Below are 20607 nucleotides of genomic sequence, written 5' to 3' on the forward strand. Positions count from 1 at the left end.
AATATTTATTTTTTTAAATTTGTATTTCCTGATTAAATGTAACATAATTTTTGTATATGAAAGAACATAATAAAAGAAAATTTCTTTCTAGACATATAGGTCCATCTCGTAAGGAGATAAATGAAATGTTAAAAGAATTAAAAAGCTCCTCTATAAAGAATTTTATTGAAAAAACTGTTCCTAATGATATATATATTAAAAAAAAATTAAATATTCCAAATTCTATTTCAGAATATGAATATTTAAATCACATTAATAAAATTAGTAAAAAGAATAAAAATTACCGTTCTTACATTGGATTAGGATACAAAAATACTATCACACCAAGCGTCATTCAACGGAATATATTAGAAAATCCAGGATGGTATACCCCATATACACCATATCAATCAGAGATATCTCAAGGTCGTTTAGAAGCTCTTCTAAATTTTCAAACAATGATATCCGATCTTACTGGTATGGAAATTAGCAATGCATCTATGTTAGATGAATCTTCATCTGCTGCAGATGCTATGTTTATGATATATCAAGAAAAAATTAAAAAAAAAAAAATAGATAATAGTTATTGTTTTTATATTTCTGAAGAAGTACTTCCTCAAACTTTTTTTGTTATCAAAACAAGATGTTTTGGATTAGGAATTCAGTTAATACAAGATTCTCATGAAAATTTATTCCGAAAAAAATATAAAAAAATATTTGGATTAATGTTATCTTATCCTACTTCTTTAGGAGAAATATATAATTATGAAGAAACTATTGAATATGCAAAACAAAATAATATATCAATTATTATATCAACAGATCTTCTTGCTTTATCTCTATTAAAACCTCCTGGAGAATGGGGAGCAGATGTAGTTATAGGATCTAGTCAATCTTTTGGAATTCCGATGGGATATGGAGGTCCACATGCTGCATTTTTTTCTACTCATGAACAATATAAAAGGTTTCTTCCTGGAAGAATTATTGGCATATCTAAAGACAAAAATAACAATCAAGCGTATCGCATGTCTTTACAAACAAGAGAACAACATATCAGAAGAGAAAAAGCGACTTCTAACATTTGTACATCTCAAGTTCTTCCTGCTATAATGGCTTCCATGTATGGAATATATCATGGGAAAAAAGGACTAATTAATATAGCAAATTTGATTCATAAATTATCTAAAAAATTAGAATCGATGTTATTAAATAATATTAATAATATTGATCAAGTCAATAAATTTTATTTTGATACTCTTAGAATTAAAAATCATCATTCGAATGGATATATCCAAAATATAGCAAAACAAAAAAAAATTAATTTTAGATATATAAATAACAATTACTTAACTATTACTCTTGATGAAACAACTTCTCAAAAAGATATAAATGACATTTTTTCTATATTTGATAAATATCAAAAAAAGAATAAACAATATATTTCGTATAAAAAAAAAAATTATAATAAAATTCCTAACTGTTTAATCAGATCCTCTAATTTTCTAGAAAATAAAATATTTAAAGAATATCAATCTGAAACAAATCTTATCCGTTATATCAAACAATTAGAAAGAAAAGATATTTCATTAAATCATTCCATGATTCCATTAGGATCTTGTACGATGAAATTAAATTCTTCTACAGAATTATTATCTATAAGTCAAAAACAATGGAATAATATTCATCCTTTTGTTCCTGATGAACAAGCAAAAGGATATCAATTTCTCATTAAAATGTTAACAAAATATTTTCAAGAAATTACTGGTTTTTCTGGAGTTTCTTTTCAACCAAATTCGGGGGCACAAGGGGAATATGCTGGATTAATGGTTATTAAACATTACCATCATTCATTAGGACAAAATCAAAGAAATATAGCGTTAATTCCTTCATCTTCTCATGGAACTAATCCAGCTTCAGCTACAATGGCAGGGTTAAATATTATATCAATTAATACAAAAAAAAATGGATCCATTGATGAAATGGATTTAAATACAAAAATTAAAAAATATCAAAAATCAATATCTGTATTAATGATTACTTATCCATCCACTTACGGTGTATATGAAACAAATATTAGGGAGATTATCCATGTTATTCATAAAAATGGAGGACAAGTATATATGGATGGAGCGAACATGAATGCTCAAATAGGATTAATGAACCCATATGATTTAGGAGCTGATATTTGTCATCTCAATTTACATAAAACTTTTTCTATTCCTCATGGTGGAGGTGGTCCTGGTATGGGTCCTATTTGTGTTGGACCACATTTAGTTCCTTTTTTACCAAAAAATCCATTTTATAACGAATATAAAAAATATAAAAACAAACAAATATTATCCGTTTCTTCTTCTCCGTATGGATCATCAATGATTTTGACAATACCATACGCTTATATACGTTTGTTAGGTTCATATGGATTAAAAAAATGTACAGAAATAGCTATATTGAATGCTAATTATATCAGAGAAAAAATAAAAAACTATTATAAAATATTATATATTGGAAAAAATAAAACCGTAGCACATGAATTAGTTATAGATTGTAACCCTTTTAAAAGGTTTAATATAGAAGTTACAGATATAGCAAAAAGAATGATGGATTATGGATTCCATGCTCCTACTATTTCTTTTCCTATAGATGGATGTATGATGATTGAACCAACAGAAAGTGAATCAAAAAAAGAAATAGACTTTTTTATAGATACATTAATTAATATAAGAAAAGAAATTCAAGAAATTGAAGATGGAATTTATTCTACTAAAGATAATGTTTTAAAAAACGCGCCACATAGTGTTGAAACATTAACACATGATAATTGGATTTATCCATACAGTAGAAAAAAAGCATCATATCCACTAACTTGGATCAAAAAAAGAAAGTTTTGGATTCCAATAGATCGTGTGAATGATGTATATGGAGATAGAAATTTTATATGTAGATGTATTTGATTTTTCAAAATTTTTTTAATTTTGAAAATGGAGATGTGTCTAATGATTCAAACATTTTTCTTTCATATTTAAAAATACCTGAAATTCCAATCATTGCTGCATTATCCGTTGCATATTCTATTTTAGGAAGGAATAATTCCCATTTTTTTGTTTTTTTTTTAAAAAAAGATAAAAAAGTATTTTGAATTTCATGATTAGCAGAAACACCACCTGATAAAGATACTCTAAAGATATTAGTTTGTAAAATAGCTTGATAGACTTTTTCTAAAAGAATTTCCGATATAATTTTTTGCATTGAAGCACATATATCATGAATATGTTTTTTTATAAAAAAAGGATCGTTTTTGATATTATTTTCGATAAATTTTCTAATTTGAGATTTTAACCCACTAAAACTAAAATTTAGACCATTAACTAATGGTTTTGAGAAATGAAATTTGTTTTTATTTCCATATTTTGAAAAAAAATCTATCATAGGACCTCCTGGATAATGAATTCCTAAAATGCGAGCAATTTGATCAAAAACATTTCCAACAGAATCATCTAGAGTAGATCCTAATATTTTCATATGAAAAAAATGATTAACCTCTATTATTAGAGTATGACCTCCACTAATGACTAAACTTAAAAATGGAAATTTAGGATAAGAATTATTATTAATATTTGCATTTTCTATAAAATGAGTAAAAATATGAGATTGAATATGATTTGCAGATAATAAAGGTACTCCTAATCCCATAGAAAAAGACTTTGCAAAAGAAGATCCTACTAACAAAGGACCTATTAATCCAGGTCCAAAAGTGACTGATACTCCATCAATTTGATTTTGATCTATTTTTGATAAAAAAATTGCTTTTTTAGTAGCTAACGGTAGTTTTTTTTCATGTAATCTTGAAGCTAATTCTGGTACAACACCTCCATATTTTTTGTGAATATTTTGATGAAAAATAATATTAGATAAAACTTTTCTACCTTTGATTATAGATACAGCTGTATCATCACATGATGATTCAATTCCAATAATAATTAATTCTTTTTGCATACAAAAAATAACAATATATTTGAAAAAAAATAAATCATTTTTTCTTCAACCATAAAAAATTCATAATTATATAATTTACAGAATAGATATCCTAGTGAAAAAAATTTATTTTATCATAAAAAATAATATTTTTATTAACTTATCATCTTTTTACAAAAAAATATATATGTTTTTAATATGAAATCATTGATGAATATTCAAATTTATAATTCTAATTTTATAGAAGTAGAAATTTCGATTTTTCATTTAATTTTTAAAATTCTGAATAAAAATACAATCAAAAATCGTAAATAATTCATATATGTTTTGTATTAAAAAGAATTCATAAATGTATATCATCCTAAAATTAAATTATTCTCGATATAAATAAATAATAACAAATTCATTTATTTGTTTATTTAATATATCTATTTTAGATTTGTATTTCTCTTGGAGAATTGCCGGAGTGGTTAACGGAACAGTTTGCTAAACTGTCGGTATATAAAAAATACTTCGTGGGTTCGAATCCCACATTCTCCGCATGAATTGATTGTTTCAATACGGGGTATAGCGTAGTTTGGTCATCGCGCCTGGTTTGGGACCAGGAGATCGTAGGTTCAAATCCTGCTACCCCGATACTGATCACGTAGCTCAAATGGATAGAGCTACTGCCTTCTAAGCAGTAGGTTACAGGTTCGAATCCTGTCGTGATCATCTTTTTTTAGAATGTTTTTTTTCTAAAACTTCATCAATCATTCCATATTTTTTTGCATCATAAGATGTCATCCAATAATCTCTATTTGAATCTTTTTCAATTTTTTCAATTGGCAATCCAGTATGATGTGATATAATTTCATAAAGTTCTTCTCTTAACTTTAATAGTTCTCGAACTGTAATTTCGATATCTGAAGTTTGTCCTTCCGTTTTTCCTATAGGTTGATGAATCATAATCCTAGAATGTTTTAATGAAGATCTCTTATTTTTCATACCTGAACATAATAAAATTGCAGCCATAGATGCAGCCATACCAGTACAAATAGTAGAGACATCTGGTTCTATGATTTGTATCGTATCATATATTCCTAAACCTGCGTAAACATTTCCTCCTGGTGAGTTTATATATATTTGTATATCTTTTTTAGGATCAGTAGATTGCAAAAAAAGTAATTGAGCTTGTATAATATTAGCTATGTTATCTTCAATTACAGTACCTAGAAATATAATTCGATCCATCATCAAACGCGAAAAAACATCCATTTGAGCTATATTCAATTTTCTTTCTTCGACAATATAAGGTGTCATTAATTTGACATATTCATGAATCCTTAAACTATTAATATTTTGATGTTTTACTGCATATTTTATAAATTCTTTAGATTCTTTATGGTAATTCATTTTGTTATTTATAAATATTTTAATTATTTCATATATAAAATTACTTTTTTTAATTTTTTGAAAAAAAACTGAATTTGTATAAAAAATTAGCAAAACAAACCATTATTTATTCGATAGGATCTATTTTTCCAAAAATTATCAATTATATTTTTCTAAAATTTTTTACTTTTTCTTTAAGAAGAGGAGAGTTTTCTCTTTATACGGATATGTATTCTTTATCTTTTCTAGCTATAGGATTTGTTTCTTTTGGATTAGAAAGTGCATATTTTCGATTTTTATATGAAAAAAAATATGATAAAAAAACTGTTTTTTCAACTGGATTAATCCTACAATTTTTCATTTCTACTATATTTTTTATTATATCTACAAATTGTAAAAATTATTTAATTCACATATCAGGATATTCAAATCATTCGGAATATTTTATCATGTTTTTTTTAATTGTTTTTTTTGATACCATATCCATTATTCCTATGGCTTGGTTACGTGTAAATGAAAAACCACTTTATTATATAACTATCAATATTATTGTTGTATTCATACAGTCTATTTTGGTTTTTTACATGTTTTTTGTATATAAAAATTTTAGAATGTCTCATAATCACTATTTACTTATTATATACAAAATAGTCAATTCTTTTACAGATAGAACTGGTTATATATTTTTTTCAAATGTAATTTCTTCTATTATAAATTTTTTATTGGTAATTCCTATTCTTTTTTATGAGTTTTTTCTCTATAAATTCAATAAAGTTCTTGCAAGAAAGATGTTATACTATGGTATGTCTATTATGTTTGGAACAATCATTTATTCTATCAATGAAAATTTAGATAAAATTTTGATTAAAAGATTCATTTCAGATGAAATTAACGGAGCCTATTCTGCTTGTTACAAAATTTCATCTTTTATAAGTTTATATCAAAAAGTATTTCGATTAGGCATTGAACCTTTTTTTTTTAAAAAATCTAATGATTCTGATGCAATATATTATTATGAAGAAATTACTTATTTTTTTATGTTATTTGGATTGATATTTTATGTTTTATTATGTAGTAATATTCCCATTTTTATTCAAAATATTATTAGTAAAAAATATCATTCAGCTATTTCTATTATTCCTATTATAATGATGGGATATTTATTGTTAGGAATTTACACTAACTTATCAATTTTGTATAAAACAATCAATAAACCCTTTGTTGGTACTTTTTGTTCTTTAATTGGATTGTTTATCACGCTATTTTTTAATACTATTTTCATATTAATTTCAAAAAAAAATTTTATGATTCCTGCTTGGGGAACTTTTTTCTCATATGGAAGTATGCTATTTGCATTATATATTTGGATTTTAAAAAAATTTAGGAATTTTTTCACTAAAAAAATAAAAAATATCCTATTTCATTTATTTTTAGCAATATTTACCATATTTTCTACAAAAAAAAATGAAGTAGAAATAAATTTTATTTATCAATTTTTATATTTATTCATTATTTTCATCTTTGAAAAAAAAAGATTGTTAAATCTATTTAAATAAAATGAAGTTTTTGATACCGTGAAAACAAATAATCAGTCGAAATTAGTTTATTCTAATAATAAAAAATCTATTTTTATTAATTTTCTAGAAAGAAAATTAATACCTACAGGATTAATCCTATGCAATTTAGATAAAAAAATATTTTTATTTTTAAAAAAAACTTTTATAAAATCTATTTGCATAATTCATATTGAAAGTAATAAGGAAATAAAAATTATTGTAATTAATACTTTTTGGAAAAAAAAACCTTTAATAATTAAACCTAATGAAAAACTAGCCATCATCTCCATTATCTACAATATAAAAAATGTTTATTGGAATAATACTTTCATTTTAAAAAAAAGTATAAGAGGGAATAAATCTTTTGGAAGTACCGGAATATAAAAAAATAATCAAAAAATTAGATAATGAAAATTATAATTCCTATGGCTGGTAAAGGAGTACGTCTTTATCCACATACTATAAATACACTTAAACCATTTTTAATTATTTCTGGAAAAACTATTTTAAATAGATTTTTATATAACTTTCAAAGGTTAATTAAATTTTTTTCAATAAAAGAAATCATTTTTATTATTCCATATTCTAAAAAAAAAATAGAAGAAAAAATATTAAATATAACTCATAGTATTATTGGAATGAATCCAATTGTTTATTATCAAACATATCCAATCGGTACAGCAGATGCTTTACTAAAAGCAAAAAAAAATTTATCAGGTCCATTGTTTATTGCATATCCTGATTCTTTGTTTTATAATAATTCTTTTGAAAAAGAAATATATCATAAAAAAAATGTTATATGGACAAAACAGGTAAAAGATCCTCATTTATTTGGAGTTATTCAATGTGATTCTTATGGAAAAATTATTCATTTTATAGAAAAACCAAGAAAATATCAATCTAATTTAGCTATGGTAGGTTGTTATTATTTTCATGACGGTTTTTTATTGATGAAAGAACTTGAATATTTATTAAAAAATAAAATAAAAAATAAAGAAGAATATCAACTAACATCTGTTTTAGAAAATATGAGAAAAAAAGGTGAAATATTTATAAATAAAAATACGAATATATGGATAGATTTTGGAAATAAAAACAAAATTATTGATTCTCATTCTAAATTACTTTCTATTGAATCTAAAGAGTTAGATTTAATTAGTAAAAAGGCTATACTAAAAAATAGTTTGATTATAAAACCTTGTTATATTGGGGATCATACTTTCATAGAAAATTCTATTATCGGTCCATTTGTTTCGATAGAACAACATGCTATAATAAAAAATAGCAATATTAAAAAATCTATTATTCAAAAATATACTAATATATCATCTGCTAATTTAACCAAAAGTATTTTTGGAAAGTTTTCTTATTATAAAAATACTGAAAAAGAAATCAATATTGGAGATTACTCCATTTTCAACTAAAAAAATTCGTAATTTTTTTTTATATTTGATAAAAAATTCCATTTGATGGATTTTATTTCTATTGTATTTTTAATATTTTTAGGTACTTTTGGAACAACAGAAATTGTTGTGATTGTTGTTCTTGCTCTTTTACTTTTTGGTGGTAAAAAAATACCAGAATTAATGAAAGGTTTAGGTACGGGATTAAAAGAATTTAAAAAAGCTTCAGAAGAAAAAAATTCTGAATCTGAAGAAAAAAAATAAATCTTTTTTTTTACGTATTATTCCGTTTGTTCATTCACATTTATTTATAAAAAAAAAATTTTCAAAAATTAATAGTGGAAACGATAACGACTAAAAATATTATGTTTTTTATATTTATTATAAAAAGCTTGATTGTCCAATCATTTTCCAAACCGTTTTCGGAACAAAATCGTATTTTAATCCATCCTAAAAATTTATTTATTCAAAGAGCTTATATTCGAAATATAGAAAAACTTTGTATGATAGTTATAGGATGCCAATCACAATTTTCATATTGTAAAAAAAACAATAAAAAAAAACAGTTTACCATAATTAATATCAATTCGGATAAATTAAAATTCAGAATTAATAGTATTAATAAAAAATCCCAAATGAGGATATTAAAATATAATACGATGGTACATGCATCCGTAGAAAAATATTTACGTATGGGAAAATATATGGGAAAAATTATATCATTATCCGATTTTTACCTTCCTATGTTTGAAGAAAAACTGAATGAATATAAACTTCCAAAAGAATTAAAATATCTACCTATTGTAGAATCTAATCTAAATCCCACTATTACATCAAAATCTGGAGCAAAAGGAATTTGGCAATTTATGCCAAAAACTGGAAAAATTTATAATTTAAATATTTTTAGAAATATAGATGATCGAAATGATCCCGTGAAATCTACAATAGCCGCTTGTCGATATTTAAAATTTTTATACAAAAAAATAAAGAATTGGGAATTAGTCTTAGCAGCTTATAATTCTGGTATTAAAAATATATACAAAATTTTAAAGAATCACAATAAAAAAGATTTTTGGATTTTATTAAATTTTTTTTCAAAAGAAACTCAAAATTATATTCCTAATTTTATTGCCATCAATTATATAATGAACTATTATAAAGAACATAAAATACCCGTATTCAATTATTATTGTCATAAATATAAATATAAAGAAACCATTTTAATTCCCATAAAAGAGCAAATATCTATGAGATTTTTTTCTTATAGTTTAAATATATCTCATCAAGATTTATTTTTTTTAAATCCAAAATATATTATTTTTAAATTAATACCTTATAAAAAAAGATTGTTTCTAAGATTACCAAAACAAAAAAAAAACTATATGATTAAAAAAAAATTTAATTGGAATAATAAAAAACACTAATTATTATAAAAATTATTTTTTATATAGATAAAAAAATTGTAATAAGGGTCTATGAAGGAAAAAACTGAACAAAAAAAAAAATCTCTAAAGTTTGTATTGGATAAAATGGATAAGATTTATGGAAAAGGAACTGTTATGCAAATGGGAGATTCAAAAATTAATCATATAGAGGTTATATCTTCAGGATCCATCAGTTTAGATATAGCATTGGGAATTAAGGGTTTTCCAAAAGGTAGAATTATTGAAATATTTGGACCAGAATCTTCTGGAAAAACAACATTAGCATTACATGCAATCAAACAATCGCAACAATTAGGAGGTTTTGCAAGTTTTATAGATGCAGAACATGCTTTTGATTGTTTTTATGCTAAAAAAATTGGTGTAAATATAAACGAATTAATAATATCTCAACCAGATAATGGAGAACAAGCTTTAGATATAGTAGATAATTTGGTTAGATCTAATATTATTGATCTTATAGTTGTAGATTCTGTTGCTGCTTTAACTCCTAAAAGTGAAATAGAAGGATATATAGGAGATACTAAAATTGGATTACAAGCAAGATTAATGTCGCAAGCTTTAAGGAGGCTAACTTCTAGTATAGGAAAATCTAAAAGTATATTAATATTTATTAATCAATTAAGAGAAAAAATAGGAGTTTATGGTAATCCAGAAGTAACAACTGGAGGAAATGCTTTAAAATTTTATTCATCAATACGATTAGATATTCGAAAAGGATTTCAAATCCGAAATGGAGAACAAATATTAGGAAATAGAACAAAAGTAAAGGTCGTAAAAAATAAATTATCTCCTCCTTTTAAAATTGCTGAATTTGATATTTTATACGGAGAAGGAATTTCTAAAATGGGAGAAATCATCGATATGGGGGTAGAATTAGGTCTTATTAAAAAAAATGGGTCATGGTTTAGTTATGAAAATTTTCGATTAGGACAAGGACGTGAATCTGTTAAGGATTTTTTAAAAAAGAAAGAAAATATTACCATTAAAATAGAAAATAATATAATGAACCAATATTTCAAAATGTTATTATAAGTATAAAATGAAAATTACGTTTTTAGGAACTGGAACATCTCAAGGTATTCCTATTATTGGATCTAATCATCCAGTATGTTTATCAAACAATTCAAAAGATCAAAGATTAAGAAGTTCTATATTAATTGAAAAAAATACAAAAATATTGTTAATAGATTGTAGTCCTGATTTTCGTTATCAAATGATTCAAAATAATCAAAAAAATATAGATGCAGTCCTTATCACACATGAACACTATGATCATATTGGTGGATTAGAAGATTTAAGACCTATGAATTATTTTTATGATAAAAATGGAACTTTGATGATGAAATTTATACCTATTTATGGATTAGTTCGAGTTTTAGATAACTTAAAAAAAAGATATTCTTATATTTTTTCATCGGATCAAAAAAAAACTAACATAATAAAAATTTCACTAAATAAATTAACAGAAAACAATTATCCTTTTTCCATATTAAATATTAATATTTATCCATTAATTATATATCATGACCATATTCCTATTTTAGGATTTCGCATAAATAATTTTGCATATATAACCGATGCTAGTTATATCCCATCTTATACTATTAATCAATTACAAGGATTAGATATTTTAGTCATAAATATATTAAGACAAAAAATTCATTCATATTCTTTTGCTATAAAAGAAACATTAAATATCATTCAAATGATATCTTCTAAAAAAACATTTTTAACACATATTAGTCATTTAGTTGGATTTCATGATAAAATACAAAAAAAATTACCAAGAAATGTGTATTTAGCTTATGATGGTTTAAAAATTACAATAAAATAATGAAAATATTAAAATATGTATTTTTTTCATCAAAAATCCCCCCTTTTTTATTTTTAATATTTGCATGTTCCATGTCTATTGCTACTTTCTTAGAAAAAATATATTCTACAGATGTAGCTCACGTTTTTATTTATAATTCGTTGTGGTTTGAAGTTTTAATGTTTTGTATTTTATTAAGTTTAATAGGAAATATATGGAAATATAAATTATGGAATTTTAAGAAAATTCCTATTTTTATTTTTCATATATCATTTATATTTATTTTTATTGGAGGTTTTTTTTCTAGATATTATAATTCGGAAGGGATTCTTTCAATAAGAGAAGGGTTTGCTAGTCGAAAAATCATTTCGCAAAAAAGTTATGTAAAATTGGAAATAAAACATAATAATTTCAAAAAAAATTATAATGTACCTTATATTTTAACTCAATTTCATGATAGATTTGAAAAAAAATTTTTATTTCAAAGTCATCCTATAAAAATAAAAATTATTAAATATATTCCATATGCAAAAGAATTTTTATCAAGGATCAAACCAATCAATCAATTTATTAGAATTGTTTCAACAAATAATAGTGGAGAAAGAATAGAATTATTTATTAAAAGTGGAGAAAAAAAAAATATAAATGGTGTTGATTGTTCATTTAATCATGAAATACCTTTTGGTATAAATATTTTTGAAAAAAATAATAAACTATATATAAAATCATCTTTCGATGGAAAATGTTTTAATATGATAAATCAAAAACATTTTCATATCTTAAAAAAGAACGTAAATAGTATTTTAGAATTAAAAAAATTATATCAAATTTATAATAAAAATCATTCGATTATTCATTTAGTCCTTCCAGAAGGAATTATAAAAGGAGAAATCACATATATAGAGGATAAAAAAAAACAAGATGGGAATGAAAATACTTTAAGTGCTATTACTACATTAGTTTCTTTTAAGAAACAAAATAGGTTGATTACTTTTTTAGGAGGTAAAAATTTTGTCAAAATGAGTACTCCTTTATATATTGACAATCATCAAATATCAATTGGATATGGATCAATAGAATTAGATCTCCCGTTTTATTTAAAATTGAACAAATTTTACATAAAAAATTATCCAGGATCTAACTTACCTTCTTTTTTTAGAAGTTATATTACATTAATAGATAAAAATAAAAAAAGAAATTATTCCATTTATATGAACAATATCCTAAAATATAAAGGATACCGATTTTTTCAATCTGGATACGATCCAGACCAAAAAGGAACACATCTTTTTGTAAATAATGACTATTTAGGTACTTTTTTTTCTTATACAGGTTATATTTTTATGTTTTTTGGAATGTTATTTACTTTATTTTGGAAAGGAACAAGATTTTCTTTATTAAAAAAAAAATTAAAAAAAATAACATATAAAAAACATATATTTTTTTTCATCATATTTATGATGCATAACCAATTGTATTCAAATAATCCTCATCAATTGGAAAATAACATTGATTTAAACGATCTATCTGATGTTATTCATATACCTAAAAAACATTCAGAAGATTTTGGTAAATTATTAGTACAAGATTATAAAGGAAGAATTAAACCAATAAATACTTTAGCAATAGATTTACTTAGAAAAATATATAAAAAAGATTCTATAGGAGATATTGATGCAAATCAATGGTTTATATCTATACATCAAGATAATATATTTTGGACTAAAATACCTTTTATAAAAGTTGATAAAAAAGGTAGGAATAAACTTTCCGAAAAAATAAAAATGAATAAACATTATTATGTTTCAATGATTGATTTATATCAAATAGATCCTGTTACATTAAAATTAAAATTTATTCTCGAAGAAGATTATAAAAAAGCTTTTTCAAAAGATCCAATTCAAAGAAATGAATATGATAAAACAATCATTAACCTTATAGAACGTATTGGTATTATTCATGAAATTTTTCAAGGTAAATATATCCGAATATTTCCTATTCCATATGATAAAAATCATACATGGTCTAGTTGGATTGTATTAGATTCTAATCATCTAAATCTTGATGGTTTTTCTATGTTTAATCATTATCTTCAATCTTTATCAGATTCTTATAATGCAAAAAATTGGAAAATTGCAGATCATGAAATAGATAAAATAAGAACGTATCAAAAAAAATATGCAAAATATATTTTACCTGTAGATAAAAAAATATCTTTAGAAATATTTTACAACAAATTCAATATATTGTATTATCTATCTTTTTTATACGTTATTATAGGATCTATCATTCTCATTCTTTCTTTTGTAAATATTTTTCTTGATAAAAAATATTTATTAAATTTTTCTAAATTTTTAGTTTTCATATTATGTATTTTTTTTATTTTTCAATCAGTAAGTTTAATCATAAGATGGTATATATCTGGACATGCTCCATGGACTAATGGATATGAATCTTCTGTTTTTATAAGCTGGGTTACTATTATTATAGGTCTTTTTTTCTATAAAAATCAATTTGTTACCGGAATATCATCTATTATTTCTTCTCTATTACTAATGATTGCACATGGAAGTTCTATGGATCCAGAAATAACTAATTTAATACCAGTGTTAAAATCTAACTGGCTTATTATCCACGTTTCTACTATTACAATGAGTTATGCATTTTTTTTTATAGGATCTTATTTAGGTTTTTTAGTTTTAATTTTATGTATAGTAAAAAAAATTTTTCCTTTATTTTATAAAAAAATCCAAATATATATAGAAAAATTAACTATAATTAATGAAATGTGTTTAACTGTAGGTTTGTTTCTTTTAACTATAGGTACTTTTTTAGGATCTATTTGGGCGAATAACAGTTGGGGCCGTTATTGGAGTTGGGACCCAAAAGAAACATGGGCTCTTATTAGTATTATGATTTATGCATTTGTATTGCATGTTCGGTTAATACCATATATAAATAAAAATATATTATATTTTAATTCTTTGAGTGTTTTTTCAATAAGTTCTATAATCATGACTTATTTTGGAGTAAATTATTATTTATCTGGACTTCATTCTTATGCAAAAGGCGATCCTATTTTAATATCAAATTGGATTTATTATATATTAATTCTATTATCCATTATAACAATATTAGCATTTTATTTTGAAAAACAAGAAAAAAATATTAAACATCATATATTAAAATGAAAATATTTTATTTAAATATGAATTAGTATATTTATTTTATAAAATATTTAAAATTTTTTTTATTTTTATTTATATATTTTATTACTAATAAATTCATTATAACAATTCTTTTTAATATTATCTATTTTTTGAACCAATCTCTGTATATGAAAGAAAAAGATGAATAATATACGTTTGATTGTGTTCAAAAAATTATAAAAGCGTTTTTTTCATGAAAAGAATAATACAATTTTATTATAATCTTTATTTTAATACATGCATTTTAAAAATTTTATAATTACAAAAAGTGTCACAAAAAAACAATACATCTTATAAAGATAACATATAATTATAAAATAACCAGTTATTTACAAAATAAGTGTATGATAATATGAAATATACAACGATAAAAAATAGATTTCTTGATTTTTTTCAGAAAAAACAACATAAAATTATTTCTTCTTATCCAATTTTTTCAGAAAATGACCCTTCTCTATTTTTTGTTAATGCTGGGATGAATCCTTTTAAAGATTATTTTTTAGGAAATCGAATTCCTAAATATTCTAGAATAGCAAATATTCAAAAATGTCTTAGAATTGATGGAAAACATAATGATCTAAAACATGTTGGATATGATAGTTATCATCATACTCTTTTTGAAATGTTAGGTAATTGGTCTTTTGGAGATTATTCAAGAGAAAAAGCGATTAAATGGGCATGGGATTTATTAATTAATGTATACAATATTCCTAAAAAAAATATGTATATCTCTATTTTTGTAGGAGATAAAAAAGATAATTTATCTTTAGATAAAGAAACTCTAACATATTGGAGTCTTTTAGTAGACAAAGATCATATACTTTTTTTTGGAAAACAAGATAATTTTTGGGAAATGGGAGAAACAGGTCCATGTGGACCATGTACTGAAATACATGTAGATATTCGTAGTGAAAAAGAAAAAAAAATGATTTCTGGAAAAAATTTGATTAATCAAAATAATCCAGGTGTAATAGAAATATGGAATATTGTTTTTATAGAATTTTTTCGAAAATTAGATGGGACCCTAGAATACCTTTCTAAAAAACATGTAGATACAGGAATGGGATTAGAAAGAATATGTATGGTTTTACAAGAAAAATCATCTAGTTATGACACTGATCTTTTTCTTCCAATTATTCAAGATATAAAAAAATATGTTCATGAAAAAACCTCTAATGAATTATATCAAAAAATAACTATACAAATGATTTCAGATCATTTAAGAGCTATTATTTGTTCTATCCTTGATGGACAATTACCATCAAATAATGGAGCCGGATACGTAATAAGAAAAATTTTAAGAAGATCAATTATTTATATGAATCGTTTTTTAGGTAAAGAAAATCCTTTTATATATCAATTTGTCGATTCTTTTTCAAAAAAAATGAAGGATTATTTTCCACTACTAGAACATAAAAAAAATTATATAAAACAAGTAATCGAAGAAGAGGAAATATCTTTTCTTAATGTAATTAAAAGAGGAAATAAAAAAATTCAACATGTTATTAAAAAATATAAAGAACAAAATGAAAATATTATTAGTGGAAAAATTATTTTTCAATTATATGATACATATGGATATCCTTTTGAATTATCCAAAATAATTGCTCATAAAAACAATTTATTAATCGATGAAAAATTATTTCAAAAAAAATTGTTAGAACAAAAAAAAAGATCTAGAAAAAAAGATAAAATTATAAAAAAAGATTGGATTCGTATAAATCATCATATATCTATTTCTGATGAAAATCATTTTGTAGGATATGATTGCATAAGATGTAATATTTTTATTATAAAATATAGAAAAGTAATAAATAATCTGGAAAATAATCATTACTATGAATTAGTTTTTTCTCACACACCTTTTTATCCTATAGGTGGAGGACAATTGTGTGATATTGGATATATAAAAAATCAATTTAATAAAGTTGTTATTTTTGATGTTAAAAAAGAAAATTCTATTATTATTCATTTAGCTCGAGTATTGCCAATAAATATAAAAAATTCTTTTCAAGCAGTAGTCAATCAGAATAGAAGAAGTAAAATAGAAAAAAATCATACATCTACTCATTTATTATATTTTGCATTAAAAAAAATTTTAGGAAAACATGTTCAACAAAAAGGATCTTATATAGGAGAAAATTATTTACGTTTTGATTTTTATCATTTTAAAAAAATAACTTTAATCGAGTTACAAAATATAGAAATTCTTGTTCAGGATATGATTATTCAAAATATTCCAATGAAAGAAAAAAAATTTAATACCTTGAAAGAAGCTAAAAAATATATGGATTTGTACCAAGGATCATTTGAAAACAAATATCCAAATCAACAAATACGTATTGTAAATTTTGGAGATTCTCATGAATTTTGTATAGGTACTCATGTAAAAAATACGGGATTAATTCATTTGTTTAAAATTTTATCAGATCGTTCTATCTCCTATGGAATTCGAAGAATAAAAGCAATAACTTCCGATAAGGCTATTCAATATATACGAAATATTTGTAATGAATATCAATCATTAATGATAACAATGAACAATCCTAAATCTATTGAAAATAGTATTTCATATTTAAAAAATCAAAATAAAAATTTTAAAAAAGAAATATCCAAACTTCATGTACAATTTATAAAAATTCTGAAAAAAAAATATATTTCAAAAATTGTTTCTTTAAAAAATATGAAATATATTCTTGATTTCAATTTTTATAAAGAAAGTAATAATAATTTTGATTTGAATATGATTAGAAAAACTATTCTTCTTTTAAAAAAAGATATTCAAAATTTATTTATGGTAGTGGGTTTTGTAAAAGATAAAAAATCCATAGTTTTCATTTCTATATCAGATTCTGTAATTAAAATGAAAAATATACATGCTTGTAAAATAATGAAAAAAATTCAACATCATATTTGTGGAAAATGTTGGGGAGATTCTGCATTTTCTACTGCTATAGGAACAAAAATAGATGGATTATCTCTATTACATGATGATATCATGATATATTTAAAAAAAAATGTTTTACACTAAAAAAATATTGATTATTAACATATTTTGAAAATATTTAAATTAAAAAAAATGATATATGACCGATAATTATTCTTTTCTAAATGCAATTTATATTGAACATATAGAATTTTTGTATAAAAAATATATGAAAAATCCTCAATCTGTAGAATCAAGTTGGATGTATTTTTTTCATGGATTTAATTTTGGAAAAGAAAATTATAATACGTTGTATAACAAAAAAAATTATTCTTTTTTAAAAAATGTTAAAATTGATGATCACGTAAAAAAAGAACTTTTAGTTTATCATTTAATTCAATTTTTTAGATATAAAGGACATTTTTTTGCTAAGAATAACCCTATAGAAAATCAGAATAGAAATTTTCCAGACTTGAATAATTTTAATTTATCTCATCAAGATCTTGATAGATTTTTTGAATCTGGAAAATCTATAGGAATTAAAAAAAATTCCTTAAAAAATATAATTTTTTATCTAAAAAATATATATTGTGGCACTATAGGAATAGAATATCCTAATATTTTATGTTTTGAAAACATTCAGTGGATTGAAAAGTGGTTTCAGAATAAAAAACAATTTTCTACAAAAGAAAAAAAAAATTTTTTAAAAAAATTAAATCATTCTATTTTATTTGAAAATTTTATTCATAATAAATTTATAGGACAAAAAAGATTTTCGATAGAAGGAAATGAATCAATATTACCTGCATTATCTGATATGATTGAATATGCCTCTATTGAATATAATACTGAAATTTTTGTAGTAGGAATGTCACATAGAGGACGGTTAAATGTTCTATTTAATTTATTTCAAAAAGATTGTTCTCATATATTTAATGAATTTCAAGGAAAAGAATATAAAGAACAAAATATTTCCGGAGATGTCAAATATCACTTAGGTTATTCCAAAATTATAGAGAATATAAATCGAAAAAGTGTAACGATTCACTTAGTTCCTAATCCATCTCATTTAGAATCAGTGAATCCTATTGTAGAAGGTATAGTTCGAGCAAAAATTGATATACATTATTATAATAATAAAAATAAGTATCAAAAAGTTATACCTATTATTATTCATGGAGATGCAGCTATATCTGGACAAGGAATTGTATATGAAGTATTACAGTTATCACAATTAAATGGATATAAAACAGGAGGAACTATTCATATAGTTATTAATAATCAAATAGGATTTACTACTTCTTGTATTGAAGGACGTTCTAGTTTATATTGTACAGATGTAGCTAAAGTAACTTCTTCTCCAGTCTTACATGTTAATGCAAATGATGTTGAATCCGTAGTAAGATCGATACGTTTTGCTATAGATTTTAGAATGCGGTATAATAAGGATATTTTTATAGATCTTATAGGATATAGAAAATATGGTCATAATGAAGGTGATGAACCAAAATTTTCTCATCCCATTTTATATAAAATTATATCCAAATTTTCCAATTCATATGAATTATATAAAAAAAAATTACAAGAAAATGGAGATATTAATGAAAAAGAAATTCACAATATAGAAAATGAATATCAACATATTCTCAATAAAGGATATCAAAAATCACAATATACGAAATGGAATATATTGAATTCGTTTTTAGAAAAAAACTGGACAAATTTTCCTATAGTATCTAATGATGAAAATATTTTCCAAAAAGTTAATACAAAATTTTCAAAATCCGATATAATCAAAATATCTAACAAGATTTTTAGACTTCCTGAAAAAAAAAAATTCTTCAAAAAAATAACATCTATTTTTCAAAACAGATTAAGGATGATTGAAAATAATTTAGTTGATTGGAGTATGGCCGAGCTTTTAGCCTATGGTACTTTGTTATTTGAAGGATTTCATATTCGTTTATCAGGAGAAGATGTATCTAGAGGAACTTTTTCTCAACGTCATATTATTGTGAAAACAGAAAATGAAGAAAAAATCCTTCTATTAAACAAAATAGGAAAAGGAAAAATACAAGTTTTTAATTCTCCACTTTCCGAATATGGTGTTTTAGGATTTGATTATGGATACGCAATGGTATCTCCTAATGTTTTAACATTATGGGAAGCCCAATTTGGAGATTTTGTTAATGGAGGACAAATTATTATAGATCAATATATTTCTTCTGGAGAAGATAAATGGAAAATTAGAAATGGAATTGTTTTATTATTACCACATGGATACGAAGGGCAAGGACCAGAACATTCTTCTGCACGTATAGAAAGATATTTACAACTTTGTGCAAAAAATAATCAATTTTTAGCAAATTGTACTTCTCCTTCCAACTTTTATCATTTATTAAGAAGACATATGAAACTAAATTTTCGAAAACCTCTTATTATTTTTACTCCAAAAAGTTTATTACGAAATAAAAAATGTTTATCTACTATAGATGATTTATCCAAAGGGTTTTTTCAAGAAATCATAGATGATCCTAATATTACATATAAAGATGAAATAAAAAAATTAATTTTCTGTTCTGGTAAGATTTATTATGATTTATTAGATAAAAGACGTCATATTCAAGATAAACAAACAGCCATTATTCGAATAGAACAAATATATCCATTAAAAATAAAAGAAATTCATGATATCATTTTACGATATAAAAATAAAAAAAAAATTTTATGGATTCAAGAAGAACCAGAGAATATGGGTTTGTGGAGTTATATTTTAAGAAAAATAGGTAGATCTCTTCCAATAGATTTAGTTTCTCCTTGTGAAAACTCTAGTCCATCTACAGGTTCTTATATAAATTTTTTAAAAATACAAAATCAAATTTTACAAAAGGCTTTCATTTAATTTTTTAGAATATATTCAATTAACAAAA

13 protein-coding genes and 3 tRNA genes are annotated in these 20607 nt (G+C 23.1%); 14 read left to right on the forward strand and 2 right to left on the reverse strand.

The features are described 5' to 3' along the window. Window positions 1-56 precede the first annotated feature (56 nt). Window positions 57-2930: an aminomethyl-transferring glycine dehydrogenase gene (gene gcvP / locus H0H35_RS00110; RefSeq protein WP_185882952.1), complete on the forward strand. Its 2874-nt coding sequence runs from the start codon at window positions 57-59 to the stop codon at window positions 2928-2930. 4 nt (window positions 2931-2934) lie between these two features. On the opposite strand, the gene tsaD is transcribed toward gcvP, so the two are convergent. Next, window positions 2935-3972, reverse strand: a complete 1038-nt coding sequence (gene tsaD / locus H0H35_RS00115; protein WP_185882953.1) for a tRNA (adenosine(37)-N6)-threonylcarbamoyltransferase complex transferase subunit TsaD — start codon at window positions 3970-3972, stop codon at window positions 2935-2937. A 431-nt stretch (window positions 3973-4403) separates the two neighbouring features. On the opposite strand from tsaD, the gene H0H35_RS00120 reads away from it, so the two are divergent. From H0H35_RS00120 to H0H35_RS00130, 3 genes are all read left to right on the forward strand, one after another. Continuing rightward, window positions 4404-4491, forward strand: a tRNA-Ser gene (locus H0H35_RS00120). A gap of 21 nt (window positions 4492-4512) precedes the next feature. Then, a tRNA-Pro gene (locus H0H35_RS00125) sits at window positions 4513-4587 on the forward strand. Window positions 4588-4591: 4 nt separating this feature from the next. Then, window positions 4592-4665 (forward strand) — tRNA-Arg (locus H0H35_RS00130). Here the strand turns inward: H0H35_RS00130 and H0H35_RS00135 are convergent. After that, the gene (locus H0H35_RS00135; protein WP_185882954.1) at window positions 4663-5346 is read right to left on the reverse strand and encodes an ATP-dependent Clp protease proteolytic subunit; all 684 of its coding nucleotides are present in this window, start codon (window positions 5344-5346) and stop codon (window positions 4663-4665) included. The genes H0H35_RS00130 and H0H35_RS00135 overlap by 3 nt on opposite strands. Window positions 5347-5420: 74 nt before the next feature. On the opposite strand from H0H35_RS00135, the gene H0H35_RS00140 reads away from it, so the two are divergent. From H0H35_RS00140 to H0H35_RS00185, 10 genes are all read left to right on the forward strand, one after another. Further along, the gene (locus tag H0H35_RS00140; protein WP_185882955.1) at window positions 5421-6881 is read left to right on the forward strand and encodes a lipopolysaccharide biosynthesis protein; all 1461 of its coding nucleotides are present in this window, start codon (window positions 5421-5423) and stop codon (window positions 6879-6881) included. 18 nt (window positions 6882-6899) lie between these two features. After that, complete coding sequence (locus H0H35_RS00145; RefSeq protein WP_185882956.1) at window positions 6900-7265, forward strand: dCTP deaminase/dUTPase family protein; 366 nt, start codon at window positions 6900-6902, stop codon at window positions 7263-7265. 23 nt (window positions 7266-7288) lie between these two features. Beyond that, complete coding sequence (locus H0H35_RS00150; protein ID WP_185882957.1) at window positions 7289-8305, forward strand: sugar phosphate nucleotidyltransferase; 1017 nt, start codon at window positions 7289-7291, stop codon at window positions 8303-8305. 45 nt (window positions 8306-8350) lie between these two features. Further along, the gene (gene tatA, locus H0H35_RS00155; protein WP_185882958.1) at window positions 8351-8548 is read left to right on the forward strand and encodes a twin-arginine translocase TatA/TatE family subunit; all 198 of its coding nucleotides are present in this window, start codon (window positions 8351-8353) and stop codon (window positions 8546-8548) included. A gap of 101 nt (window positions 8549-8649) precedes the next feature. Next, window positions 8650-9708, forward strand: coding sequence for a lytic transglycosylase domain-containing protein (locus H0H35_RS00160; RefSeq protein WP_185882959.1), 1059 nt, complete (start codon window positions 8650-8652; stop codon window positions 9706-9708). Window positions 9709-9759: 51 nt separating this feature from the next. Then, window positions 9760-10761, forward strand: a complete 1002-nt coding sequence (gene recA / locus H0H35_RS00165) for a recombinase RecA (protein ID WP_185882960.1) — start codon at window positions 9760-9762, stop codon at window positions 10759-10761. Window positions 10762-10768: 7 nt separating this feature from the next. Then, window positions 10769-11563 carry an MBL fold metallo-hydrolase gene (locus H0H35_RS00170; RefSeq protein ID WP_185882961.1) on the forward strand — a complete coding sequence of 265 codons (795 nt, stop codon included), beginning with the start codon at window positions 10769-10771 and terminating at the stop codon, window positions 11561-11563. Then, on the forward strand, window positions 11563-14733 hold the full coding sequence (gene ccsA / locus H0H35_RS00175) for a cytochrome c biogenesis protein (protein WP_185882962.1): 3171 nt from the start codon (window positions 11563-11565) through the stop codon (window positions 14731-14733). Before H0H35_RS00170 ends, ccsA begins: the two co-directional genes overlap by 1 nt. Before the next feature lie 370 nt (window positions 14734-15103). Beyond that, complete coding sequence (alaS, locus tag H0H35_RS00180) at window positions 15104-17782, forward strand: alanine--tRNA ligase (RefSeq protein WP_185882963.1); 2679 nt, start codon at window positions 15104-15106, stop codon at window positions 17780-17782. A gap of 55 nt (window positions 17783-17837) precedes the next feature. Further along, window positions 17838-20579 carry a 2-oxoglutarate dehydrogenase E1 component gene (locus tag H0H35_RS00185; RefSeq protein WP_185882964.1) on the forward strand — a complete coding sequence of 914 codons (2742 nt, stop codon included), beginning with the start codon at window positions 17838-17840 and terminating at the stop codon, window positions 20577-20579. Window positions 20580-20607: the final 28 nt, after the last annotated feature.

Source organism: Blattabacterium cuenoti (genome assembly GCF_014252435.1).
GTDB lineage: Bacteria > Bacteroidota > Bacteroidia > Flavobacteriales > Blattabacteriaceae > Blattabacterium > Blattabacterium cuenoti_X.

What these genes read in the sequence shown, in the direction of transcription:
- H0H35_RS00185 (WP_185882964.1), top strand. Translation starts at nt 17,838, where the DNA reads ATGACCGATAATTATTCTTTTCTAAATGCAATTTATATTGAACATATA.
- H0H35_RS00135 (WP_185882954.1), bottom strand. Translation starts at nt 5,346, where the DNA reads ATGAATTACCATAAAGAATCTAAAGAATTTATAAAATATGCAGTAAAA.
- tatA (WP_185882958.1), top strand. Translation starts at nt 8,351, where the DNA reads ATGGATTTTATTTCTATTGTATTTTTAATATTTTTAGGTACTTTTGGA.
- alaS (WP_185882963.1), top strand. Translation starts at nt 15,104, where the DNA reads ATGAAATATACAACGATAAAAAATAGATTTCTTGATTTTTTTCAGAAA.
- recA (WP_185882960.1), top strand. Translation starts at nt 9,760, where the DNA reads ATGAAGGAAAAAACTGAACAAAAAAAAAAATCTCTAAAGTTTGTATTG.
- H0H35_RS00170 (WP_185882961.1), top strand. Translation starts at nt 10,769, where the DNA reads ATGAAAATTACGTTTTTAGGAACTGGAACATCTCAAGGTATTCCTATT.
- H0H35_RS00160 (WP_185882959.1), top strand. Translation starts at nt 8,650, where the DNA reads ATGTTTTTTATATTTATTATAAAAAGCTTGATTGTCCAATCATTTTCC.
- H0H35_RS00150 (WP_185882957.1), top strand. Translation starts at nt 7,289, where the DNA reads ATGAAAATTATAATTCCTATGGCTGGTAAAGGAGTACGTCTTTATCCA.
- tsaD (WP_185882953.1), bottom strand. Translation starts at nt 3,972, where the DNA reads ATGCAAAAAGAATTAATTATTATTGGAATTGAATCATCATGTGATGAT.
- gcvP (WP_185882952.1), top strand. Translation starts at nt 57, where the DNA reads ATGAAAGAACATAATAAAAGAAAATTTCTTTCTAGACATATAGGTCCA.
- ccsA (WP_185882962.1), top strand. Translation starts at nt 11,563, where the DNA reads ATGAAAATATTAAAATATGTATTTTTTTCATCAAAAATCCCCCCTTTT.